14 protein-coding genes and 1 tRNA gene are annotated in these 18027 nt (G+C 49.5%); 3 read left to right on the top strand and 12 right to left on the bottom strand.

From position 1 onward, the window contains the following. Positions 1-30: 30 nt before the first annotated feature. The 7 genes from ftsA to cfbD form a co-directional block, all read right to left on the bottom strand. Positions 31-1380, bottom strand: a complete 1350-nt coding sequence (gene ftsA, locus OXN82_RS08540; RefSeq protein ID WP_321211401.1) for a coenzyme F390 synthetase — start codon at positions 1378-1380, stop codon at positions 31-33. A 168-nt stretch (positions 1381-1548) separates the two neighbouring features. Continuing rightward, positions 1549-1620 (bottom strand) — tRNA-Arg (locus OXN82_RS08535). A gap of 58 nt (positions 1621-1678) precedes the next feature. Beyond that, positions 1679-2056 (bottom strand): hypothetical protein, encoded by a 378-nt coding sequence (locus OXN82_RS08530; protein ID WP_321211400.1) that lies wholly within the window; start codon positions 2054-2056, stop codon positions 1679-1681. 11 nt (positions 2057-2067) lie between these two features. Then, positions 2068-3423 carry an AIR synthase-related protein gene (locus tag OXN82_RS08525; RefSeq protein WP_321211399.1) on the bottom strand — a complete coding sequence of 452 codons (1356 nt, stop codon included), beginning with the start codon at positions 3421-3423 and terminating at the stop codon, positions 2068-2070. Positions 3424-3429: 6 nt separating this feature from the next. Continuing rightward, a complete protein-coding gene (gene hisH / locus OXN82_RS08520; protein WP_321211398.1) occupies positions 3430-4026 on the bottom strand; it encodes an imidazole glycerol phosphate synthase subunit HisH in 597 nt (198 codons plus the stop codon). 4 nt (positions 4027-4030) lie between these two features. Continuing rightward, a complete protein-coding gene (locus OXN82_RS08515) occupies positions 4031-5035 on the bottom strand; it encodes a sugar phosphate nucleotidyltransferase (RefSeq protein WP_321211397.1) in 1005 nt (334 codons plus the stop codon). Further along, entirely contained in the window at positions 5036-6115 is a 1080-nt protein-coding gene (gene cfbD / locus OXN82_RS08510; protein WP_321211396.1) for a Ni-sirohydrochlorin a,c-diamide reductive cyclase catalytic subunit, read from the bottom strand. Between the two features lie 245 nt (positions 6116-6360). Here cfbD and sfsA point away from each other — a divergent pair, with 245 nt between their 5' ends. Beyond that, positions 6361-7059, top strand: a complete 699-nt coding sequence (gene sfsA, locus OXN82_RS08505; RefSeq protein WP_321211395.1) for a DNA/RNA nuclease SfsA — start codon at positions 6361-6363, stop codon at positions 7057-7059. A 9-nt stretch (positions 7060-7068) separates the two neighbouring features. Here the strand turns inward: sfsA and OXN82_RS08500 are convergent, their stop codons facing one another. The 5 genes from OXN82_RS08500 to OXN82_RS08480 form a co-directional block, all read right to left on the bottom strand. Then, positions 7069-7719, bottom strand: a complete 651-nt coding sequence (locus tag OXN82_RS08500; protein ID WP_321211394.1) for a potassium channel family protein — start codon at positions 7717-7719, stop codon at positions 7069-7071. Further along, complete coding sequence (locus tag OXN82_RS08495; protein WP_321211393.1) at positions 7686-8078, bottom strand: potassium channel family protein; 393 nt, start codon at positions 8076-8078, stop codon at positions 7686-7688. The genes OXN82_RS08500 and OXN82_RS08495 overlap by 34 nt, the downstream gene beginning before the upstream one ends. Positions 8079-8095: 17 nt before the next feature. Next, on the bottom strand, positions 8096-8368 hold the full coding sequence (locus OXN82_RS08490) for a hypothetical protein (protein WP_321211392.1): 273 nt from the start codon (positions 8366-8368) through the stop codon (positions 8096-8098). Positions 8369-8484: 116 nt separating this feature from the next. Beyond that, positions 8485-11220 (bottom strand): cation-transporting P-type ATPase, encoded by a 2736-nt coding sequence (locus tag OXN82_RS08485; protein WP_321212181.1) that lies wholly within the window; start codon positions 11218-11220, stop codon positions 8485-8487. A 139-nt stretch (positions 11221-11359) separates the two neighbouring features. Continuing rightward, positions 11360-12550 (bottom strand): redox-regulated ATPase YchF, encoded by a 1191-nt coding sequence (locus OXN82_RS08480; RefSeq protein ID WP_013294939.1) that lies wholly within the window; start codon positions 12548-12550, stop codon positions 11360-11362. A 92-nt stretch (positions 12551-12642) separates the two neighbouring features. Between OXN82_RS08480 and OXN82_RS08475 the strand changes: the two genes are divergently transcribed. Continuing rightward, positions 12643-13266 carry a cobalt-precorrin-7 (C(5))-methyltransferase gene (locus tag OXN82_RS08475; RefSeq protein ID WP_013294938.1) on the top strand — a complete coding sequence of 208 codons (624 nt, stop codon included), beginning with the start codon at positions 12643-12645 and terminating at the stop codon, positions 13264-13266. A 546-nt stretch (positions 13267-13812) separates the two neighbouring features. Next, positions 13813-17928, top strand: coding sequence for an SBBP repeat-containing protein (locus OXN82_RS08470; protein ID WP_321211391.1), 4116 nt, complete (start codon positions 13813-13815; stop codon positions 17926-17928). Positions 17929-18027 lie beyond the last annotated feature (99 nt).

Here is an 18027-nt window from a genome sequence, read left to right as displayed (position 1 = left end):
GCCTAGGCTGAAATTGACTTCTATCCAGCGTTATCTTCTATCAACTATGCGTTTTGGTCTTCCCTTGACCCTGTAGAATTCAAGCTCCCCGGGCCCTGTGAAGTTGAACAGTATCTCAAAAAGGCCCTCTGTATATGCCTCGTAGAGTTCTCTCTTATATTTGAAGAAGGCCCTTATAAAGTTCTCCCTTACTATATCCATGGCACAGTTTTCAGGGTCCTCACACTCCAGTGACACCCTCATTGTTATTGGCCCCTCATCCTCATCGCCATAGAGGAAGGCCTCGTATTCACCTGTTAGATAATCCATATTTTCCCTCTGGAACACCGCGGCCTCAACATCGACCCTGTTGAAGGGGTGTCCTGCAACCCAGAAGGTCTCGGCCTCCCTTTCAGGGTTCATTATCCTCATATGGGTCCTTCCACATTTGCACCTATCCCTCGAGATTACAACCGTGGTGTCCTCGGTGTCATAGTTGAGGAGGAGGGTCCCAGTTTTCTCACCGACGGGCAGGAGTGTTGTGAGAACTATTCTGCCGCACTCCCCATCATCAACAAAGTCCCTCATGGCTGGATCATAGACGTCAAGGTGCACCAGGTCCTCAGGGACATGCAGGCCCTCCTTGATGTGGCATTCTCCACACATTGTCCCCTCGGTGCTTCCATAGGTGTTGTAGACTTCAACGCCCCATAATTCCTCCACGTACTCCCTTGATTCGGGTGCGAAACTTTCGCCGCCTGCAACCAGTCTCCTTATACTTGACTCCCTGGGGTCAAGGCCCTGTTCCTTCATGCGCCTCGCAAGCCTCAGCAGTTTGAATATGCTTGCAACTATACCTGTGGGACGGTAGCTCTCTATTATCCTCACAGGAAATGTGCATTTGCCCTCAGGGATTATGGTCATCCCTATCTTCTGTGCTGCGAGGGTCATGGTATTTGCACCCACATTCATGCCGTAGGAGGCACATACAACCACCCGGTCACCCCTCTCAAATCCCTGGGATACGAATGACCTTGCGTACTTCTCTGCGTACCTCTGCCAGTCCCCCCATGTGAGGAAAAATGACTTCGGCCTTCCACTGGTACCGCTGGTCTCATGTATGGTGTATATATCCTCCCATGGGGCGCATCTGAATTCGAAGTCATCCCTTTCAGGGGGCTGATTTTCCCTAACGGTTTCACCAGTTATTATCGGGAGTTCCCTGAGGTCCTCATGGCTCCTTATATCTGAAGGCCTGATACCGTTTTTCCTGAACCATTTACTGTAGAATGGGGAGTTCTCGTAGGCATAGTTCACGGTATACCTTATCCTCTCCTCCACGAGGGCATCCAGGTCCTCCCGTTCCATGGTCTCTATTTCAGGGTTGAAGTAGTTCCCCATGACAAGCACACCTCCAGTTATTAGATTGGAGTGCATGGGATAAAGTTTTAATGTGTTCATGATGCTGAATCATGGGGAAGCCATACTGCAGTTAAAGTGTCAGTGGACCATCATGACATGATGAAAAATATCTGAAGGCCCCTAAATCCCTTCAAAACTGAAAATGGATGCCCTGACCGGGACTTGAACCCGGGTAATAGGATCCGCAGTCCTACGTGATATCCGCTACACTATCAGGGCAAAATGAGATCAATAAAAGATTGGGCAATCAACTATTAATATTTTTCCATGCCAGCAGTCATCTCCACACATAAAGCCTGAAGATCACAGTGCCCCTGCAGGCCACAGCGGTATCTATGTTTTCTGCATCCCCCATTGAACCGCGGGAGGCAACTGTAACCTCTCCTGAACCGTTATCCATGGTCAGATTGTAGTTCATCCCCTCAAGGGTCCCGTTGAGGAACCCTGATGCAGCTGTAGCATTGGGGGACTCTGCAAGTTCCTCAAGCAGCGGTTTATCTGCAGGGTAGGATGCCATTGCATCAAGGACATCTGAAGCTTCCGAGGAATCATCAAAGGGAGCTGTGCCGGTGTTGAGAACTGATGCCGTCAGTATGAAGACCACTGCAAGTCCAAGGACCGCGTCCAGGGTTGATATGTAGCCCCCATCATCCATATGGACACCATTCACTTCCCTATGAGTTTAACGACCATGTCCTTCTTCTCTATGGCCCTCCTTGCGGCCTCCTCAACCTTCCTCTTCATCTCATCAAAGTCCTGGGGTGTTTCGTCACCAACCATCTTCTTTATCTGTGTGTAGGCGGCCTCACGGAAGAGGGGTCTGAGCTCCTTCATCTCACCATCCCCTATGAGGAGTGGAATACCGGAATCGGTGACCCTCCCCACCTCGGCTATGGGGACACCTGCACCTTCAACTGCCCTTATGATATCCCTGGAGGCATCCTCAGGTGCTATTATCATGAGGGAGTCAATTGAAACCCCGAGGGGGTCAATTTCAAGAGCCTCAAGCATTTCAAGTACCCTTGGGTTTACCATTGACCTCACAGCCTCGGCATCGAATTCAAGGCCCACGCCGGTGGTTGATGATATCTCATGGGCATCGCCCCTGAGCCCGCCATTTGTGACGTCGGTCATTGCATGGATCACCTCAAGGAGCCCTGCCTCCATTATGGCCCCTGATGCCCTTATGAAGTTCACATCAAGTGTCTCCCATACAACATCAAAGAGTCCATGGTAAATGGCTGCTGTTGTGATGGTGCCCCCTCCTGAGCCCTCTGTGAGGAGTATAACGTCACCTGGCTCGGCCCTCTTCCTGGCCGTTGGGGGTGTCCCTGAAACCCCAATGGCGCCCACCGCACTCACGAGCCTGTCACCGAGGACCATGTCGCCACCGACCCTCAGTGTGCTTCCTGCAACCACGGGTACATCAACCAGTTCGGAGACCGCCGCGACACCTGCTGTGAAGTCAAAGAGTTTGCCAACATCCCCATCATCTGCAAGGTGGAGGTCACTTATGAGTGCAACTGGCCTGGATCCCATGACGCAGACATCCCTGAGGGCGGCCCTTGTAACATGGAAGCCCCCCAGGAAGGGGTACTCGCTGAGCCTGGAGTGGATGCCATCAACGGCGGTTGTTATGTAGACCTCCCCCTTACCTGTTTCTGTCCTTACAACACCGCCATCATCCTGGGCCTCGGGATTTATGAATGCCCCGGTTTCTGTGCTTGATACTATATCAGCGATTTTCCTGTGGACAAAGAAGTCCCCCTCCCCACGGGATCCCACACCCATCTCGCCCATTCCAACACCGGCGAGGGGATACGATATTATCTCCCTCAATCCATCGTCCAGGCCATCCGTCCCAAGTGTATTTCTCACCTCATATATCACCGCATCGGCCATCCTCAGAGACCTCTCGGTGTCGATATCCTTGAATTCCCGTATACGATCCGCCAGGATGCTTCGCAGGGATTCCTCGTCCATCTGGTCTATGTTGCGCCTTACAAATCCCTCTATGTCCATTAAAATTTACCCCCTGATTATTTCCCTGAAGTTTCTCAGGATATCCAGCCCCGCCTCACCGCTCTTTTCAGGGTGGAACTGGGTTGCATATACGTTATCTGCCTCAATGGCCGCTGTCATCTCAATACCATACTCGGTTGTTGCCGCCACGACGTCCTCTGCCGGTTCTGCATGGTATGAGTGGACGAAGTAGAAGTACTCATCCTCCACCCCCTCAAGGAGTGGGGAGTCCCTCCTGGAAACCAGCTGGTTCCATCCCATATGGGGGACCTTGTTTCCGGGGGGTATCCTCACCACCCTGCCGGGTATCACATCAAGTCCCCTGACACCCGGTGATTCCTGACTTTCAGATAGGAGGACCTGGAGTCCCAGGCATATGCCCAGGAAGGGTTTACCATCCTCTATGTTCCTGATTATTGGGTCCCTTAAATTCTCAAGTTTATCCATTGCACTTCCAAAGGCCCCCACCCCTGGAAGCACAAGGGCATCTGAGTCATTGAGGGATTCCGGACTTGATGTTACCTGAACATGGGCACCTATCTTCCTGAAGGCGTTGGATATGCTCCGGAGGTTCCCGCTCCCATAATCTATGATGGCTATCAATGGATCACCTGGTATAGTAATCCTTCACCCTGACGGTGTCATCAAGGTGCGGCGTTGATACCTCATGGAGTACCGTGTTCTCCATTGCCACAATGGAGTGCCTCTCACCGGGCTCAATTCTGATGGTGTCGTTCTTGCTGAAGTACTCCTTCCTGTCCTGGAATTCGATGTACCCTGAGCCAGATATTATGTACATGGTCTCATCCTTCTTCTCATGGTAGTGGAAGGATGTCCTGTAGCCCTCCCTTATGAATAACTCCTTTGTGAGGTACTTCTCCGTGTTTATGAGTACCTTCTCATAGCCCCAGGGCTTGTCCTCCCTGTTGCGGTACTCCTTGCGTATCTCCTCCAGCTCCTTGGATGTGTCTATTGCCATCCAGAAGAGGCCGTCCTCCCGGTAGTAGCCGAGTTTGTTTTCACTTGCCATGAGCGGGAAGAGTGTTTTCTCAATATCACCTGACTCGAAGTCCCCGAAGTCCAGCTGCCCCTTGGAGAAGTACACGCCTGCATTTATGTAATAGTCAAGGAGGGGTTTTTCCCTGAAGCTGATTATCTTGTCCCCACTGAGTTCCACTATACCGTAGGGTGACTGCATCTTGGTTATGAAGATGGTGAGGGGGTAATCGGACATCTCCCCAAGGTGTATCATCTTCCTTATGTTCAGGTCCGCCACCACATCCCCGTTACGTATTATGCACTGTCTATCTCCATCGATGGCCTCCATACCCAGCCTTATTGCGTTGAGTGTTCCCAGGGGTTTCTCCTCCCTCACATATTCCAGTTTAAGGCCCTTGTACTCATCACCATACCTCTCCTCTATCTTATCTCCAAGGAACCCTGTGAGGAGGTACGTCTTCTTTATACCTGCATTTTTAAGGTCAAAGAGCTGTTTATCCAGGATTGTGTAGCCCTCTTTTATTTCTATGAGTGGTTTGGGTATCTTCTCGGTTAGGGGTCTTAGTCTCTTTCCAAATCCTCCGCAGAGTATCATTCCAACGGTTTCAGCCAATTAAATCACCTTCTCAATGTTTCGCCTCAGGGCATCTCCAAAGTCTGATGTGACGGTGGTGCTCTGTCCCAGGGTCCTTGCATGTGCATCCAGTTCAGCCACCACATGGGTGTATCCTAGCTTTCTTAGTGGTTCCACGAGCCTCGGCCCGTCTGTAACGGCGACTGATTCCAGTTCCAGTTCCTCAACCGGCAGGGCATGGGGAACACCTGATACTACTGCGAATTCTATCTTCTCATCCCTCAGTATCTCCGCTGCCCTTTCACCTGTTACCGGGTATTCGTCGAGGCCCCCTGTTATGTAATCAACATGATTGCCTGCATCCTCTATTCCTTCAAGTATATTAGCTGCATGTCTGCGTATCCTTGGAAGACCAGTGTTCCTGTCAAGATTCGCAATTATAAGAGGAGGGTTATCAGGGTTTACTGAGTGAAATGGAAGTGTCAGGGGATCTGCGAAGAGGTATGATGTCTCCTTCTTGGCGTTAAGCACAAATGCAACTCTTTCACCGTCTTTTATGGCCTCAATAACCCTTAATGCCACCTCATCCTTATCATCACCATAGGATGGGCGTATGTACTCGCCCTGTGCCATTCCCCTTGTCTTCTCAATCTCGGTTGCAAGTTTGAGCATCTCTATCTGCCTTTCGGCCTCCTCATGGGGGATTATTCCCTGCTCTGCAGCCGCCTCAAGGACTATTATGGCCCCCTCGGTGTTGTCACCCTCACCGAATCCCCCATGGGATTCAACCGTCAGGACCCTTGCAGGTATATCGGCCCTCTGGACCGCCTCCCGGAGGTCCTCGCCTATTATCATACTGGCGCAGGTTCCAACAACACCCACAAGTTCAGGTGAAAACATCTCATGGGCCTTTCTGAGTGTCTCTGCCAGTTTATCAGAGGCCCCGAATATGAAGTCCTGTTCTGACATTGCAGTGGTCAGCACCCTGACCCCGTCGGTTTCAAGGAGCCTTCCTGTTCTGAAGCAGCACCCATGTGGGCCGTGGAGGATTATAACGTCAGCATCGAGGTCTCTGAGTGTGTAGAGTGATGCTGCTATTGGGCTGGGTCTTGGATGCAAATTCTCTCACCTCATAGTTCATATGGACTGATTGATATCCATCAACACACCGGGTTCTCACACCCCACAGTTCATATCCATGGACTGATTGATATCCATCAACACACCGGGTTCTCACACCCCACAGTTCATATCCATGGACTGATTGATATCCATCAACACACCGGGTTCTCACACCCCACAGTTCATATCCATGGACTGATTGATATTCATTTAAGTCAAATTAGTATATAAGGATGGTTACCATGATCATAGATAATCCCATTATGGGAAGATACCTTGAAAGACCCAACAGGTTCACCATGATTGTTGATGTGGGTGGTGAGAGAAGGCTGGCCCACCTTAAGGATCCAGGTAGACTCAGGGAACTTCTTATACCTGGAAATGATGTTATCGTTAGAAAAGCCACTGGAAAAGAAAGGAAAACCGAATTTGATGTCATAGCACTCAGAAGGGGGGATGAGTGGGTCCTTGTGAATTCCGGTTTCCACAGTGACATCGCAGCCAGCCTTATACAATCAGGCCTTGTTGACGAATTCCGTGGTTTCAGGGTGAAAAAAAGGGAGTACAAATTCGGAAAAAGCAGAATTGACTTCCTTCTCGCATCAGAAACTGAAGAAATGCTTGTTGAGGTTAAGGGGTGTACCCTTGTAAATGGTGAGATGGCACTCTTCCCTGATGCCCCCACAGTGAGGGGAAGGAGGCATGTTGAGGAGCTTGCATCTGCGCTCCCCATGGGCTATAAAAGCAGCGTCCTTTTTCTGGTTTTTGGTGAAAATGCACGTTATTTCTCACCAAATATTGAAATGGACCCTGAATTTTCATATGCACTGAAAGAAGCCCATGTTAAAAGTGTGAATGTGATAGCATATTCCTTCCGCACAGTTCTTGACGATTCTGTGCGTGTTGAGCCCCTGAGGCGGATCCCTGTTATATGGCCATAATTCCAGTGATTATGACCCGATGTATTCCATCAGGCGATCTATCTCATGGGTTTTCCCTATCCCCAGGATTATATCGCCCTTCTGGAATACGTAATCCCTGGGCGGGTCTATTATGAGTTCATCGCCCCGTCCCACACCAATTACTATCACACCTGTCCTCTCATGGATGTCCGCTTCAAGGACCGAAATGCCCTCAATGGGGCTTTCAGGGGGCACCGGGACCTCAACCATCCTCCTTGTGGATCCCTCTGCAAGTACATCCTGTACAAACATTGCCTCATAGCCATCGTCGATGCTCTTTGACATGAGCCTGCCCGATATAACAAATGGAGAGATTACCTGGTCGGCACCGGCCATCCGTATCTGCTCGATGTTCTCATAGCGTTCGGCCTCGGCTATTATCCTAACAGTGGAGTCGATTTTCCTTATCCCCAGTATGCAGTGTATGGTCTCTGAATCAGACCCCATGTCCACTATAACCGCCCGTGCACCCTTCACATTGGCCTTTTCAAGGTCGGATATCCTTGTTGGGTCCCCATGCACAAAGTTGGCACCATTCTTGATGACCGTCTTCCTGACACCCTCATCCTCAGCGAGCACAAAGACCTCGCTTCCGCCGAGTTCCCTCAGGCACTCGAGTGTGCTCTCACTCCACCGCATATAACCACATGTTTTGATTTAACCACGTCTATCAGCCCCATAAGCCTCATCTGCTGTCTCTTTATCAGGAATTCAAGGAGTGTCTCAACTGCAATGGCAAATGTCCCTATACCCAGGACTATGAGGGTCACGGTGAAGTACATCCCCAGTGGTGTTGATGGGCTGTAGTCCCCATAACCCACGGTCCCTATGGTTACAAAGGTCCAGTAGAATGAGACCGTCCATGATTCGCCCTCAATGAAGTGGAAACCTAGGGTTCCGTAGGCGATGACAGCTGCTGCAAGAAGGAATATCCGCGCAGCCGGGACCCTCATAACCCGTGGGAGGTGTTTCCTTATTATCTCAACTATGAGCACCATTTACATTACCCTGCCCCTTATGGGGTTCCACGCCTTGTGAAGAATATGTATGCCAGAACCACCACAACAATCAGAACAATCACAATAGCTGCAAGCAGCCACCAGCCACCGGAGCCCCCATCATCGTCATCATCGTCAAGATCGGTTTTGAGTTTCTTTGATGAACCCTTAAATCCGCTGAATCCACCCCTCTTGATTGTGGGTTTCATGGAATCTGAGTCGTGTGCAGCGCATGCTTCAAGGGCGCCGGCAAGAAATACCATCAAAAGCATAAGTGCAATCCATCTCATTCAGGCACCTCCTCTGCAATACGTTTCTAATTTGCATTATTAAAAAATTTCTGAAAGAGTCCGGATAGGCCAGATTATGATTAAGTTCCCAGTCTCATCTCTGAGAAAATGTCTGATCAACCAAACCTCCTCTGAATTAACTTCCTTGCCTCATCTGTAAGAAAAACCAGTGGCGCAAAGAGGATTATCATCAGCCATTCAACCGGTTTCAGTGGCTGTGTCCCGAAAACCGGCTGCAGTGGGGGCAGGTATATGACCATCAGCATCACAATGACCGCAAATATCATGCCAGCGGGTATCCACCTGTTCCTCAGAAGCCCCACCTTCAGTGCTGAGGAGCGGGTGGTCTGTGATGAGAGGAGATTGCCCATCTGGGCCATCACTATACCCGCAAAGACCACAGTTGTGGCCCTCATGTAGAGGGGGTCATCTGCTGGGAGGCTCTGGCCTGGCACCCATCCCCCTCCTGAGAGCACAAGGAAGTATGCCATCATCACAAGGAATGCCTCGATGGATCCAGTGAACAGGTACCCCCTGAGGAGGACCTCAAGGTTAAGTAGTCTCTCCCTAACCGGTCTTGGTGGCCTCTGCATCACATCAGATTCAGGTGGGGATCTTCCCAGGGCAAGGGCAGGTAGTGTATCGGTACCGAGGTCTATTGCAAGTATCTGCATTATTGTTATGGGTAGGGGTATTCCAAAGAGCACCATAAGGACAAACGGGACTATCTCCGCGGTTTCATGTGAAAATATGTAGGTTATGAATTTCCTTATGTTCTCATATACCGTTCTGCCCTCCCTCACCGCAGTTACAATGCTTGCAAAGTTGTCATCGGCGAGTACTATGTCAGCGGCCTCCTTTGCAACGTCGGTGCCGCTACCCATTGCAACGCCAATATCCGCCTTTCTGAGGGCAGGGGCGTCGTTTACCCCATCCCCTGTCATTGCAACTATCTCCTCGGCGCCCTCAAGGACCGATGCTATCCTCATCTTGTGTTCAGGGACTGCCCGGGCAAATATTATGTTCTCCTCCTCAGAAAGTATCCTTAAAAGTTCAGGGTCTTCCATTTCATCAAGTTCCCTTCCCTTTATCACCCTGTAACTGTCGCCCTCTATGATTCCAAGCTCCCTTGCTATGGCTGCTGCTGTTAACCCATAATCCCCGGTTATCATTATTATCCTTATACCTGCAGTTCTGCACTGCCTCACAGCCTCCTTCACACCCTCCCTGGGCGGGTCATGCATTGCAGCCATTCCAACCAGTGTCAGTTCCCTTTCAACATTCTCTGGCGTGTAATCCTCAAGATCCTCCGGGAGTTCCCTGTAAGCGAATGCAAGTACCCTGAGACCCTCAGAGGCCATTCTGTCATGTATCTCTATGATCTTCCTTTTTTCATCATCGTCCAGTGGTCTGGGTCTCCCATCCACTGATATCCTCTCTGATAAATCTATTATCTTTTTCGGGGCCCCCTTGACGTAGGCCACCCTTTTACCTGATTTTTGATGGATGGAGGTCATCGACTTTCGCTTTGAATCAAAGGGGAGCTCCATTACCCTGGGCATCCTTTCAAGTTCACCCTCAAGGTCAAAGCCTATCTTCTCTGCGGCCACGAGGAGTGCGCCCTCTGTTGTGTCCCCAATCACGTGCCAGCCCTTTTCGTCTCTAACAAGTTTTGCATCGTTGCAGAATGACGCCGCCCTCATGAGGAGCCTTATCTCCCTTACCTCCCGGTGGGTTACGGGTTTTCCATTGCAGAGAAATTCCCCCTCTGGAGTGTAGCCTGAACCTGTGACCTCAACGACCCTGTAGGGTATCCAGATCTTCCTTACTGTCATCTCACCCCTTGTCAGGGTCCCTGTCTTATCTGTGCAGATTATTGTTGTGGATCCCAGGGTCTCTACACTGGAGAGTCTCTTCACAAGGGCGTTCTCCCTAGCCATCTTCCTTGCTGATGCTGCAAGCGCCAGGGTTACGCTTGGTAGAAGACCTTCAGGTACATTTGCAACCATGAGCCCTATTGCAAAGATCAGCGCAGTCTCGAGGGGGAGTTTAACAATGTAGAGGTTGACTGCAAAAAGAACGATGCCCATTGAAACTGCGAGAATGCTTATGATACTGGCAGCCCGGGATATCTGCCTCTGGAGTGGACTTGGCTCCTCCCTTACCTCCTGTGTCAGGGATGCTATCCTGCTGAATTCTGTATCCCCTCCTGTTGCAAATACTATGGCCCTTCCTGTCCCTGATACCACCTGTGTACCTGCAAATACGATGTTATCGATGTCTATGTAATTATCGAATTTTTCAACTGGATGGGATACCTTTCTGACAGGCTTTGATTCGCCTGTGAGGGTGGATGCGTCAATCTTAAGCTGGCTGGATTCAACAAGCCTTGCATCTGCAGGGACCGTGTCACCCTCCTCCAGAAGGATGAGGTCACCGGGGACCACCTCAGCCGCCGGGATCACAGTTTCATCTGAACCCCTCAGAACCTTAACCATAACCGGCAGAATATCCCTTAGGGCCTCTGCAGCCTTCTCGGCCTCATATTCCTGCCAGAAACTGAAGACCGCGTTTATGATTATTACAAGTACAATCGCAGCTGCAAGCTGGGTGTTGCCTGTGATGAGTGACAGGGCAGCTGATACCCATAGAAGGATGGCCAGGACATTGTAAAGGTTGGAGAGAAAGAGAAGTATGTGTGGTTTACCCCTGACCTCCTCAAGTTCGTTGGGGCCATATTCCTTAAGGCGTCTTTCAGCCTCCGGGGGGTCAAGGCCAGAGGGTGACGTCTCAAGTCTCCTGAAAACCTCTTCCTCATGAAGCTCGTGTATACCCCCCATCGTCCTCACCATCAATTACACTTGAAACTGACCACTCAATTTAATAACTTTCAGTAATACCATGATTTCCTGCAGCATACTATTCATGGCAGTAAATACCACACCACTTACACTTGAAACTAACCACCCATGTTATTAACTTTATGTAATACTATCTGCTGCATATTATGCTTATTATGTCACCATCCTCAAGTTCATGGTCCGCAGCAACCCTCATCCCCTTCCTTGCATCCACCGCGTGCATGAAGGAATCCCCTATCTCGGTGTGTATCAGGTAGGCGAGGTCCCTAGGACCTGAACCACGGGGCACCAGGAGTGCATCAGGGAGAACGTTGCCCCTCTGATCCGTGAAGTGGTGTTCATCCTCAACAGGGAAGACAACTATCATGTCCAGGAGATCAAATACCGCCCGGTTGATTGCCTCCTGAACACCGGTGCTTCCATAGACCTCGAGGACGTTTTCACGGATATAATCAAGGGCCGCCCTCTGCCTGTCGGTGAGACCTGATGCATCGATGATCTCAAATTCCCCTGCACCTGGAGTGTAATTAATAAGTCCGGCCTCTGCTGCCCTCCTAAGGGCAAGTTCAGCCTCTGCAGATGCCGGCACCACATGGGGGTAAGAATCCATGAGGCGTTCAATGTTTTTCCGCGCCACGGGAATATCGGCCTTGTTTGCAACTATCAGCATTGGCTTCGCTATCCTGAGGAGCTCATCGAGAAATTCCAGGAGTTCATCCTTACCCCATGAGTAGATATCTGCCTCCACCTTCCTTGATGCCTCAATGATATCCTCAGGAGTTATCCCTGTACCTGAGAGCTGTTCATGGATTATACGATTCATATCAAGCTTCTCTGATGCTGCCTTCCTTAAAAGTCGGTCCCAGTTCTTCTCAAGGATGCCGTAGAGCCACATGGTTATTTCTTCCTCAAGGAACTGCACATCCTCCAGAGGGTCATGGCTCCCTGGCTCAACAGGCCTTCCCTCCTCGTCTGTTGAACCTGATGCGTCTATTACATGCAGGAATGCCCTGGCCTGTCTGAGATCATCCAGGAACTTATTTCCAAGGCCCCTGCCCTCATGGGCCCCCGGGACAAGACCCGCCACATCGATGAGTTCCACCGGGATCAGTCTGGTGCCATCAATGCATCGTGAGTTTTTGGGGTTGCACTGAACTCCAAGCTCCTGGCAGGGGCACCTGCAGGATGCATAGGCAACTGCATGATTGGCGTCGATTGTGGTGAATGGGTATGATGCCACCTCTGCCTCGGAGAGTGTGGCTGCATTGAAGAAGGATGATTTTCCAACGTTGGGTTTTCCTGTGACTGCAATCTGAATCATTGTTACCACATTAATAAATGGTCATGGAACAATTATATATGTTGGTCCTGAATAAGATCCAGTTGAACTGAATGCGCTGGTTGTGGATAGTCATGGTGCTCTATATAGTGGGGATAGGTCCCGGTTCATCTGATTACATCACACCTGCCGCGGCTACCGCTGTGGGGAATTCTGAGACTGTATTTGGGAGTAAAAGGGCCCTTGAACTGTTTCCTGATGTGAATGAAGCTGTCGTGCTGGGTGCTGGGGATATGGATGAAAAGCTTGAAATGGCAGCCGATCTTGCAGTTTCAGGTAAGGTTTCGGTGCTCTCAACAGGTGACCCCGGGTTTTCAGGTGTTCTGAAACCAATTAAGAGGATAATATCAGAAAAGAAGCTTGATGTTGAAGTCCAAGTTATTCCCGGTGTGAGTTCCGTCCAGCTCTGCGCTGCAAGGCTCCTTATCCCCTGGGATGAAGCTGACATAGTCACATTTCACGGCCGCAGTGAGGAGAATATAGTGGATATAATTGATAACGGGAGGCCAACAATAATTCTCCCATCAAGGACTCCCTCTGAGACCGCCCGGTTTCTTATTGAAAATGGTGTGGATCCAGAAAGGTGTGCTGCTGTCTGTGAAAGGCTCAGCTATCCCGATGAAAGGGTTGTTAAACTGAAGCTCAGGGAAGTGGCGGTCTCTGAATTCAGTTACATGTCAGTCATTGTTGTATTCTAATAATAGCTTTCTTCTGATATTGAACCTTCTACCAACCGAATCTTTTAAAATTAGCTATAATGGACAGACACTACACTGATATTGGTGTAGAATGGCCGCAACTTTTCTGCGCTTACTGATCACAGATAACCGTACCCCCACCACAGTTCAAACACCTATCCATTGAGACCAGAGTACTCCAGTAAGTCAGAGCGCGCCCTAACTCTATTTTATTCAGATTTCAGTCAGAAAGTTATTTAATAGCTGATAAGATGACTTAAATTCTTGAAAAAATCAAATAAGTTCGCTTTTATCATGATAATAAGCATATAATATACATGAGTATTCTTTTAACAAAAATTCGCGCTTTAAACTTATATTTCAATGTTTAATAGATTCTAACAGTTCTAAATAAATATATTTCATTATAGATCTCTTTTTTCAGTTTTAAAATTAAATAGTAAACTATATTCATTGTAAGTAGAATATAAACTGTAATGTTTTCGGGAGGTGATAATCATTGATCCATATAAAAAGTTTTCTGCTCTGATCTGCGGGCTCCTTCTCATGCTCGTCCTTCAGGGCTCAGCCTTTGCTGAATCAAATTACACCGTGGACTACTCAACCTACCTCGGTGGTGATGTGGTTGATGAGGCCCGTGACGTTTACGTTGATGAATCAGGCTATATCTATGTAACCGGTTCAACGCACGTCAATGGATCCAAGGACGTCTTCGTGGCCAGATTCAACACATTAAGAAAGATCATATACTACACGACCTTCGGCGGAGCTGGAGACGACTGGGGACACAGGATAATCGCAGATGCAGATGGATACGCCTATGTTGCAGGCGAAATAAGTAGTGCAGGCGTTGAGGCTAAGGATGCATTCGTGGCACGGATAGACCCCCTTGGAAAAATCGAAATGATCAGACACATTGGTGGATCCAAGTATGACGTTGCAAAGGGGATTGCAATGGACGGGTCGGGGACCCTCTATGTGAGCGGATACACCATCTCAGAGGACCTTCAGGCGACAGATGACGCCTACCAGAAAATCAATAAGGGTGGTTATGATGCATTCATCGCCAAACTTGACCGGAACCTCACCGTTACGTACCTTAGCTACCTTGGAGGGTCCTGGGACGACTACTGCCAGGGACTTGCCCTTGACAACAACGGGAACATCTACATTGCAGGGTACACCTACTCTGATGATTTTCCGGTAACCTTCGATGCGGTTTCACAGTATAAGAGGGGTACGAATGATATCTTCATATCAAGATTCACCCCACAGATGAGCTTTGACTACTCAACCTACCTTGGAGGCTCAGGACAGGACATGTGCCACGCCATTACCTCCTACGGTGGCCTTATCTACATTGCAGGTAAAACCAACTCCACGGACTTCCCCGTAACCCCGGTGACTGCATACCAGAGGACAAAGAAGGGCCTTTCTGATGGATTCGTCGTGGCATTCGATGGAGAGGACGTAACATACTCAACCTACTTCGGTGGAAGCGGTGATGACGCAATATATGGAATCACAGCAGACAAGTATGGGAACCTCTACCTGACAGGTACAACATCCTCATCTGACTTCCCCCTCACAGAGGGAGCATTTGACAGGTCACTGAACGGTGTGGATGCCTTCATCACAAAATTCAGCATCCCACGAAGCGTCCTCTACAGTTCCTATCTCGGTGGGATCGAAGCAGATCATGGCTATGCTGTTGCTGTTGACCCCTACCAGAACGTCTATGTTGCCGGGAAGACCTGGTCAAACAATTTCCCTGTGACATCAGATGCCATCAAAATGAAACTCACAGGACTATCAGATGGTTTCCTAACAAGGTTCACACCCTTCTTCATAAGTAACCTCAGTGTAACACCGGTGAATGGAACAGCACCCCTATCAATTACAGTTAACGGTAAAATCACCAACTACGGGGATGCCAGCGGATGGTACCGCCTCGGGCTCTACGTTAACGGATACGAGGTCTTATGGCAGTGGATAGAGGTGGCCTCAAAAGCAACAAGGGACTTTAGCTTCGAATACCTTCTCAGGAACAGCAGAACATATTCTGTTACCGTGAACAACTTCCAGCCATTCACTGTGAGGGCATTCAGCGGCCCGCTCATAATCCCTGAAAATCTCACAGTACTACCGCGTGCCGGCACAGAACCCCTCAGGGTTAACGTGACTGCTGATATTGTGAACTACGGTGATCTGCCTGACACATACACCGCTGGCCTCTACGTCGATGGGATTCTCGTTGATAGCAAGAGTGTGACTGTTGATGCAAAATCAAGGGTCAGGGTATCCTTCAACAGCACCCTTGCCGCCGGTGTGCATGAAATAACCATCAATGACCTTGAACCCCTCACCGTCAATGTGATGGAGGGTGAAAAGTTCCTTGTGGACGGTTTCAGGCTGACACCTGAAAGTGGTCTTGCACCACTGAATGTCATGGTCACCGCGAATATCACCAACATAGACTCAAAGACAAGGAGTTACACAGCCATAATCTATGTCAATGGAGTGGATGTCCATGAACAGACATTTGATGTTCCCGCAGGAAGCACGGTACCGTTCTCTGCCATGATAACACTCCCCGAAAGTGGAATTTACACCATAGCACTCAATAACGCCACTTCAGGCACAGTCAGGGCCCTCAGTGCAGCCAGCTTCACTCTCACCAATGTAACAGTAACGCCACTGGAGGGTAAGTCACCCCTCAATGTCACTGTGAACGCCACAGTCAGGAACCAGGGAGACCTTCCAGGGGATTTCACCGTCACCGTCTACCTTGACGGTGTTGCATGGGACAGCCGGACGGTTACCGTCCCTGGAAGGTCAAGTGTTAAGGTTTCAATTAAGAACCAGATCATTGTTCCCGGGGAGTACAATCTCCGTGTTAACTCCGGTGAAGAGGTTAAAATCAGGGTGCTTGACCCTGACCCCGTTTTCGGGGGCTTCGCGGTTACCCCTGGAACCGGCGTGGGTACACTGAATGTCACAGCACTCCTAAACGTGACAAACCCCTATGATATGGTCATAGGGTTCACAGCAAGGCTCCACATCAACAACCAGACCGTACAGGAGAACACGGTCAGCCTAAACCCTGGTGAAACAAAGGAAATATCAATGAAAACAACACTCTTACCCGGGAACTACAGTGTTGGAATCAATGGATTCACAGGGAATGTCAGGGTCCTTAAACCGGCAAATATAACCGCCTCAGATTTAACCGTCACCCCAACATCAGGATTCAGTCCCCTTGACCTTGCAGCATCCGCTAAACTCAGAAATACAGGGGAAGTTGATGGAGAGTACACCGCAACCCTCTACATAAATGGTGCAGCTGTTGATACAAGAACGGTGACAGTTCCTGCAGGCGGAACATCTCAGGTCAGGTTCAACCACACCCTTAATGCTCCAGGAACCTACCTTGCCAGCATAGGGGCACTTGCACCCATAACCGTGAGGGTACTCAATGAACCATTAGTCTCAAACCTCAACGTAACTCCAGCTTCAGGTGTTTCACCACTCATATTCAACGTTACAGCAAGAATCAGCACTGCTGAGACTGGAAGCGGCAACTACACCGCAAGGCTCTACATAGACGGAGTGAATGTTCAGAATAAGACCGTGCAGCTTACCGGACCCGGTGCCTCCACGGTACTCTTCAGGGTGGAGCTCAGTGATCCTGGAATCCATGATGTCACGGTTAATGACCTTGCACCTGTGACTGTGAGGGTCCTGAGGCCTGCCACATTCGTAGTGGACAACCTGCTGGTTTCACCACACGAGGGGGTTCTTCCCCTGACCATTGAGGCATCTGCAAGGATCTCCAATGTTGGTGACGTTCCAGGTAACTACACCGCAAGGCTTTACATAGACGGGGTACCTGTTGCATCAAGGACCGTGAACGTGGCTGCCGGTGGAGAGACCACCGTAACATTCAGATACCCCATAACACAGCGGGGCAACCATACCGTTACCGTTGACACGCTACCGGCTGCAAACGTCAATGCACTGAAACCGGCCACACTTGAAATAGGGTTCATCAATGTGACACCATCCAGTGCCGTGGGATCAGCCACCGTCGAGGTTGAAGCAGAAATCCAGAACACCGGTGATGTTGAGGGTGACTTCACAGTTCCAGTCTACCTCAACGGCAATCTCATCGGTACCTACACGGTGAAAGTGGGGCCCCATGAGGGTGCAGTCCTGAGATTCCAGAGGTACATCTCATCCCCAGGTACGTACACATTCAGCATCAACAACCTGAAAACCGCAACGGTTTACGTGAACCCCCCCAAAAGGACCTACAGATTCACATTCAAAAACACCGGAAGTTACACTGCAACGGTGACCTACTATGTCACAGTTTACTCATCAGGCGGTTCGAAACTGGCATACAAGACCTACAGATTTACACTGAAACCCAGAGGCTCCTACACTGCAACCATCGGATACTACCCGTACAATGCAAGAATCGTTACAACAAGGAAGATCTACAACCCAAGCAGGTACACAAGGACCATAAGGTTATCTGAGACCTTCAGGGCGGATACACTGTCAGCAACCCTCAGCCACACAAAGACAATCAGGGGTTACAGTTACGTGTACATAAGCAGAACATTCAGGGCGGTTGATACGCGAATAACCGTGACCTGATTTTTATTTATTTTTTTATTTGAAAAGCAATCACTTCTTAAATATGTGTAACTTTAAAACCGATTTTAGTCCATCTAAAAAGCAATCACTTCTTAATAA

The organism is Methanothermobacter sp. DP, assembly GCF_026692625.1.
GTDB classification, from domain to species: domain Archaea; phylum Methanobacteriota; class Methanobacteria; order Methanobacteriales; family Methanothermobacteraceae; genus Methanothermobacter; species Methanothermobacter marburgensis.
The sequence above is the reverse complement of the archived record's forward strand: the minus strand, read 5'-3'. Positions and strand labels throughout refer to the sequence as shown.

Excerpts from the sequence above, each read along its gene's own strand:
- OXN82_RS08485 (WP_321212181.1), bottom strand. The coding sequence starts at position 11,220 with ATGGTGAGGACGATGGGGGGTATACACGAGCTTCATGAGGAAGAGGTT.
- OXN82_RS08470 (WP_321211391.1), top strand. The coding sequence starts at position 13,813 with ATGCTCGTCCTTCAGGGCTCAGCCTTTGCTGAATCAAATTACACCGTG.
- OXN82_RS08475 (WP_013294938.1), top strand. The coding sequence starts at position 12,643 with ATGGTGCTCTATATAGTGGGGATAGGTCCCGGTTCATCTGATTACATC.
- OXN82_RS08525 (WP_321211399.1), bottom strand. The coding sequence starts at position 3,423 with ATGGACATAGAGGGATTTGTAAGGCGCAACATAGACCAGATGGACGAG.
- sfsA (WP_321211395.1), top strand. The coding sequence starts at position 6,361 with ATGATCATAGATAATCCCATTATGGGAAGATACCTTGAAAGACCCAAC.
- OXN82_RS08500 (WP_321211394.1), bottom strand. The coding sequence starts at position 7,719 with ATGCGGTGGAGTGAGAGCACACTCGAGTGCCTGAGGGAACTCGGCGGA.
- OXN82_RS08495 (WP_321211393.1), bottom strand. The coding sequence starts at position 8,078 with ATGGTGCTCATAGTTGAGATAATAAGGAAACACCTCCCACGGGTTATG.
- OXN82_RS08530 (WP_321211400.1), bottom strand. The coding sequence starts at position 2,056 with ATGGATGATGGGGGCTACATATCAACCCTGGACGCGGTCCTTGGACTT.
- ftsA (WP_321211401.1), bottom strand. The coding sequence starts at position 1,380 with ATGGGGAACTACTTCAACCCTGAAATAGAGACCATGGAACGGGAGGAC.
- OXN82_RS08490 (WP_321211392.1), bottom strand. The coding sequence starts at position 8,368 with ATGAGATGGATTGCACTTATGCTTTTGATGGTATTTCTTGCCGGCGCC.
- OXN82_RS08480 (WP_013294939.1), bottom strand. The coding sequence starts at position 12,550 with ATGATTCAGATTGCAGTCACAGGAAAACCCAACGTTGGAAAATCATCC.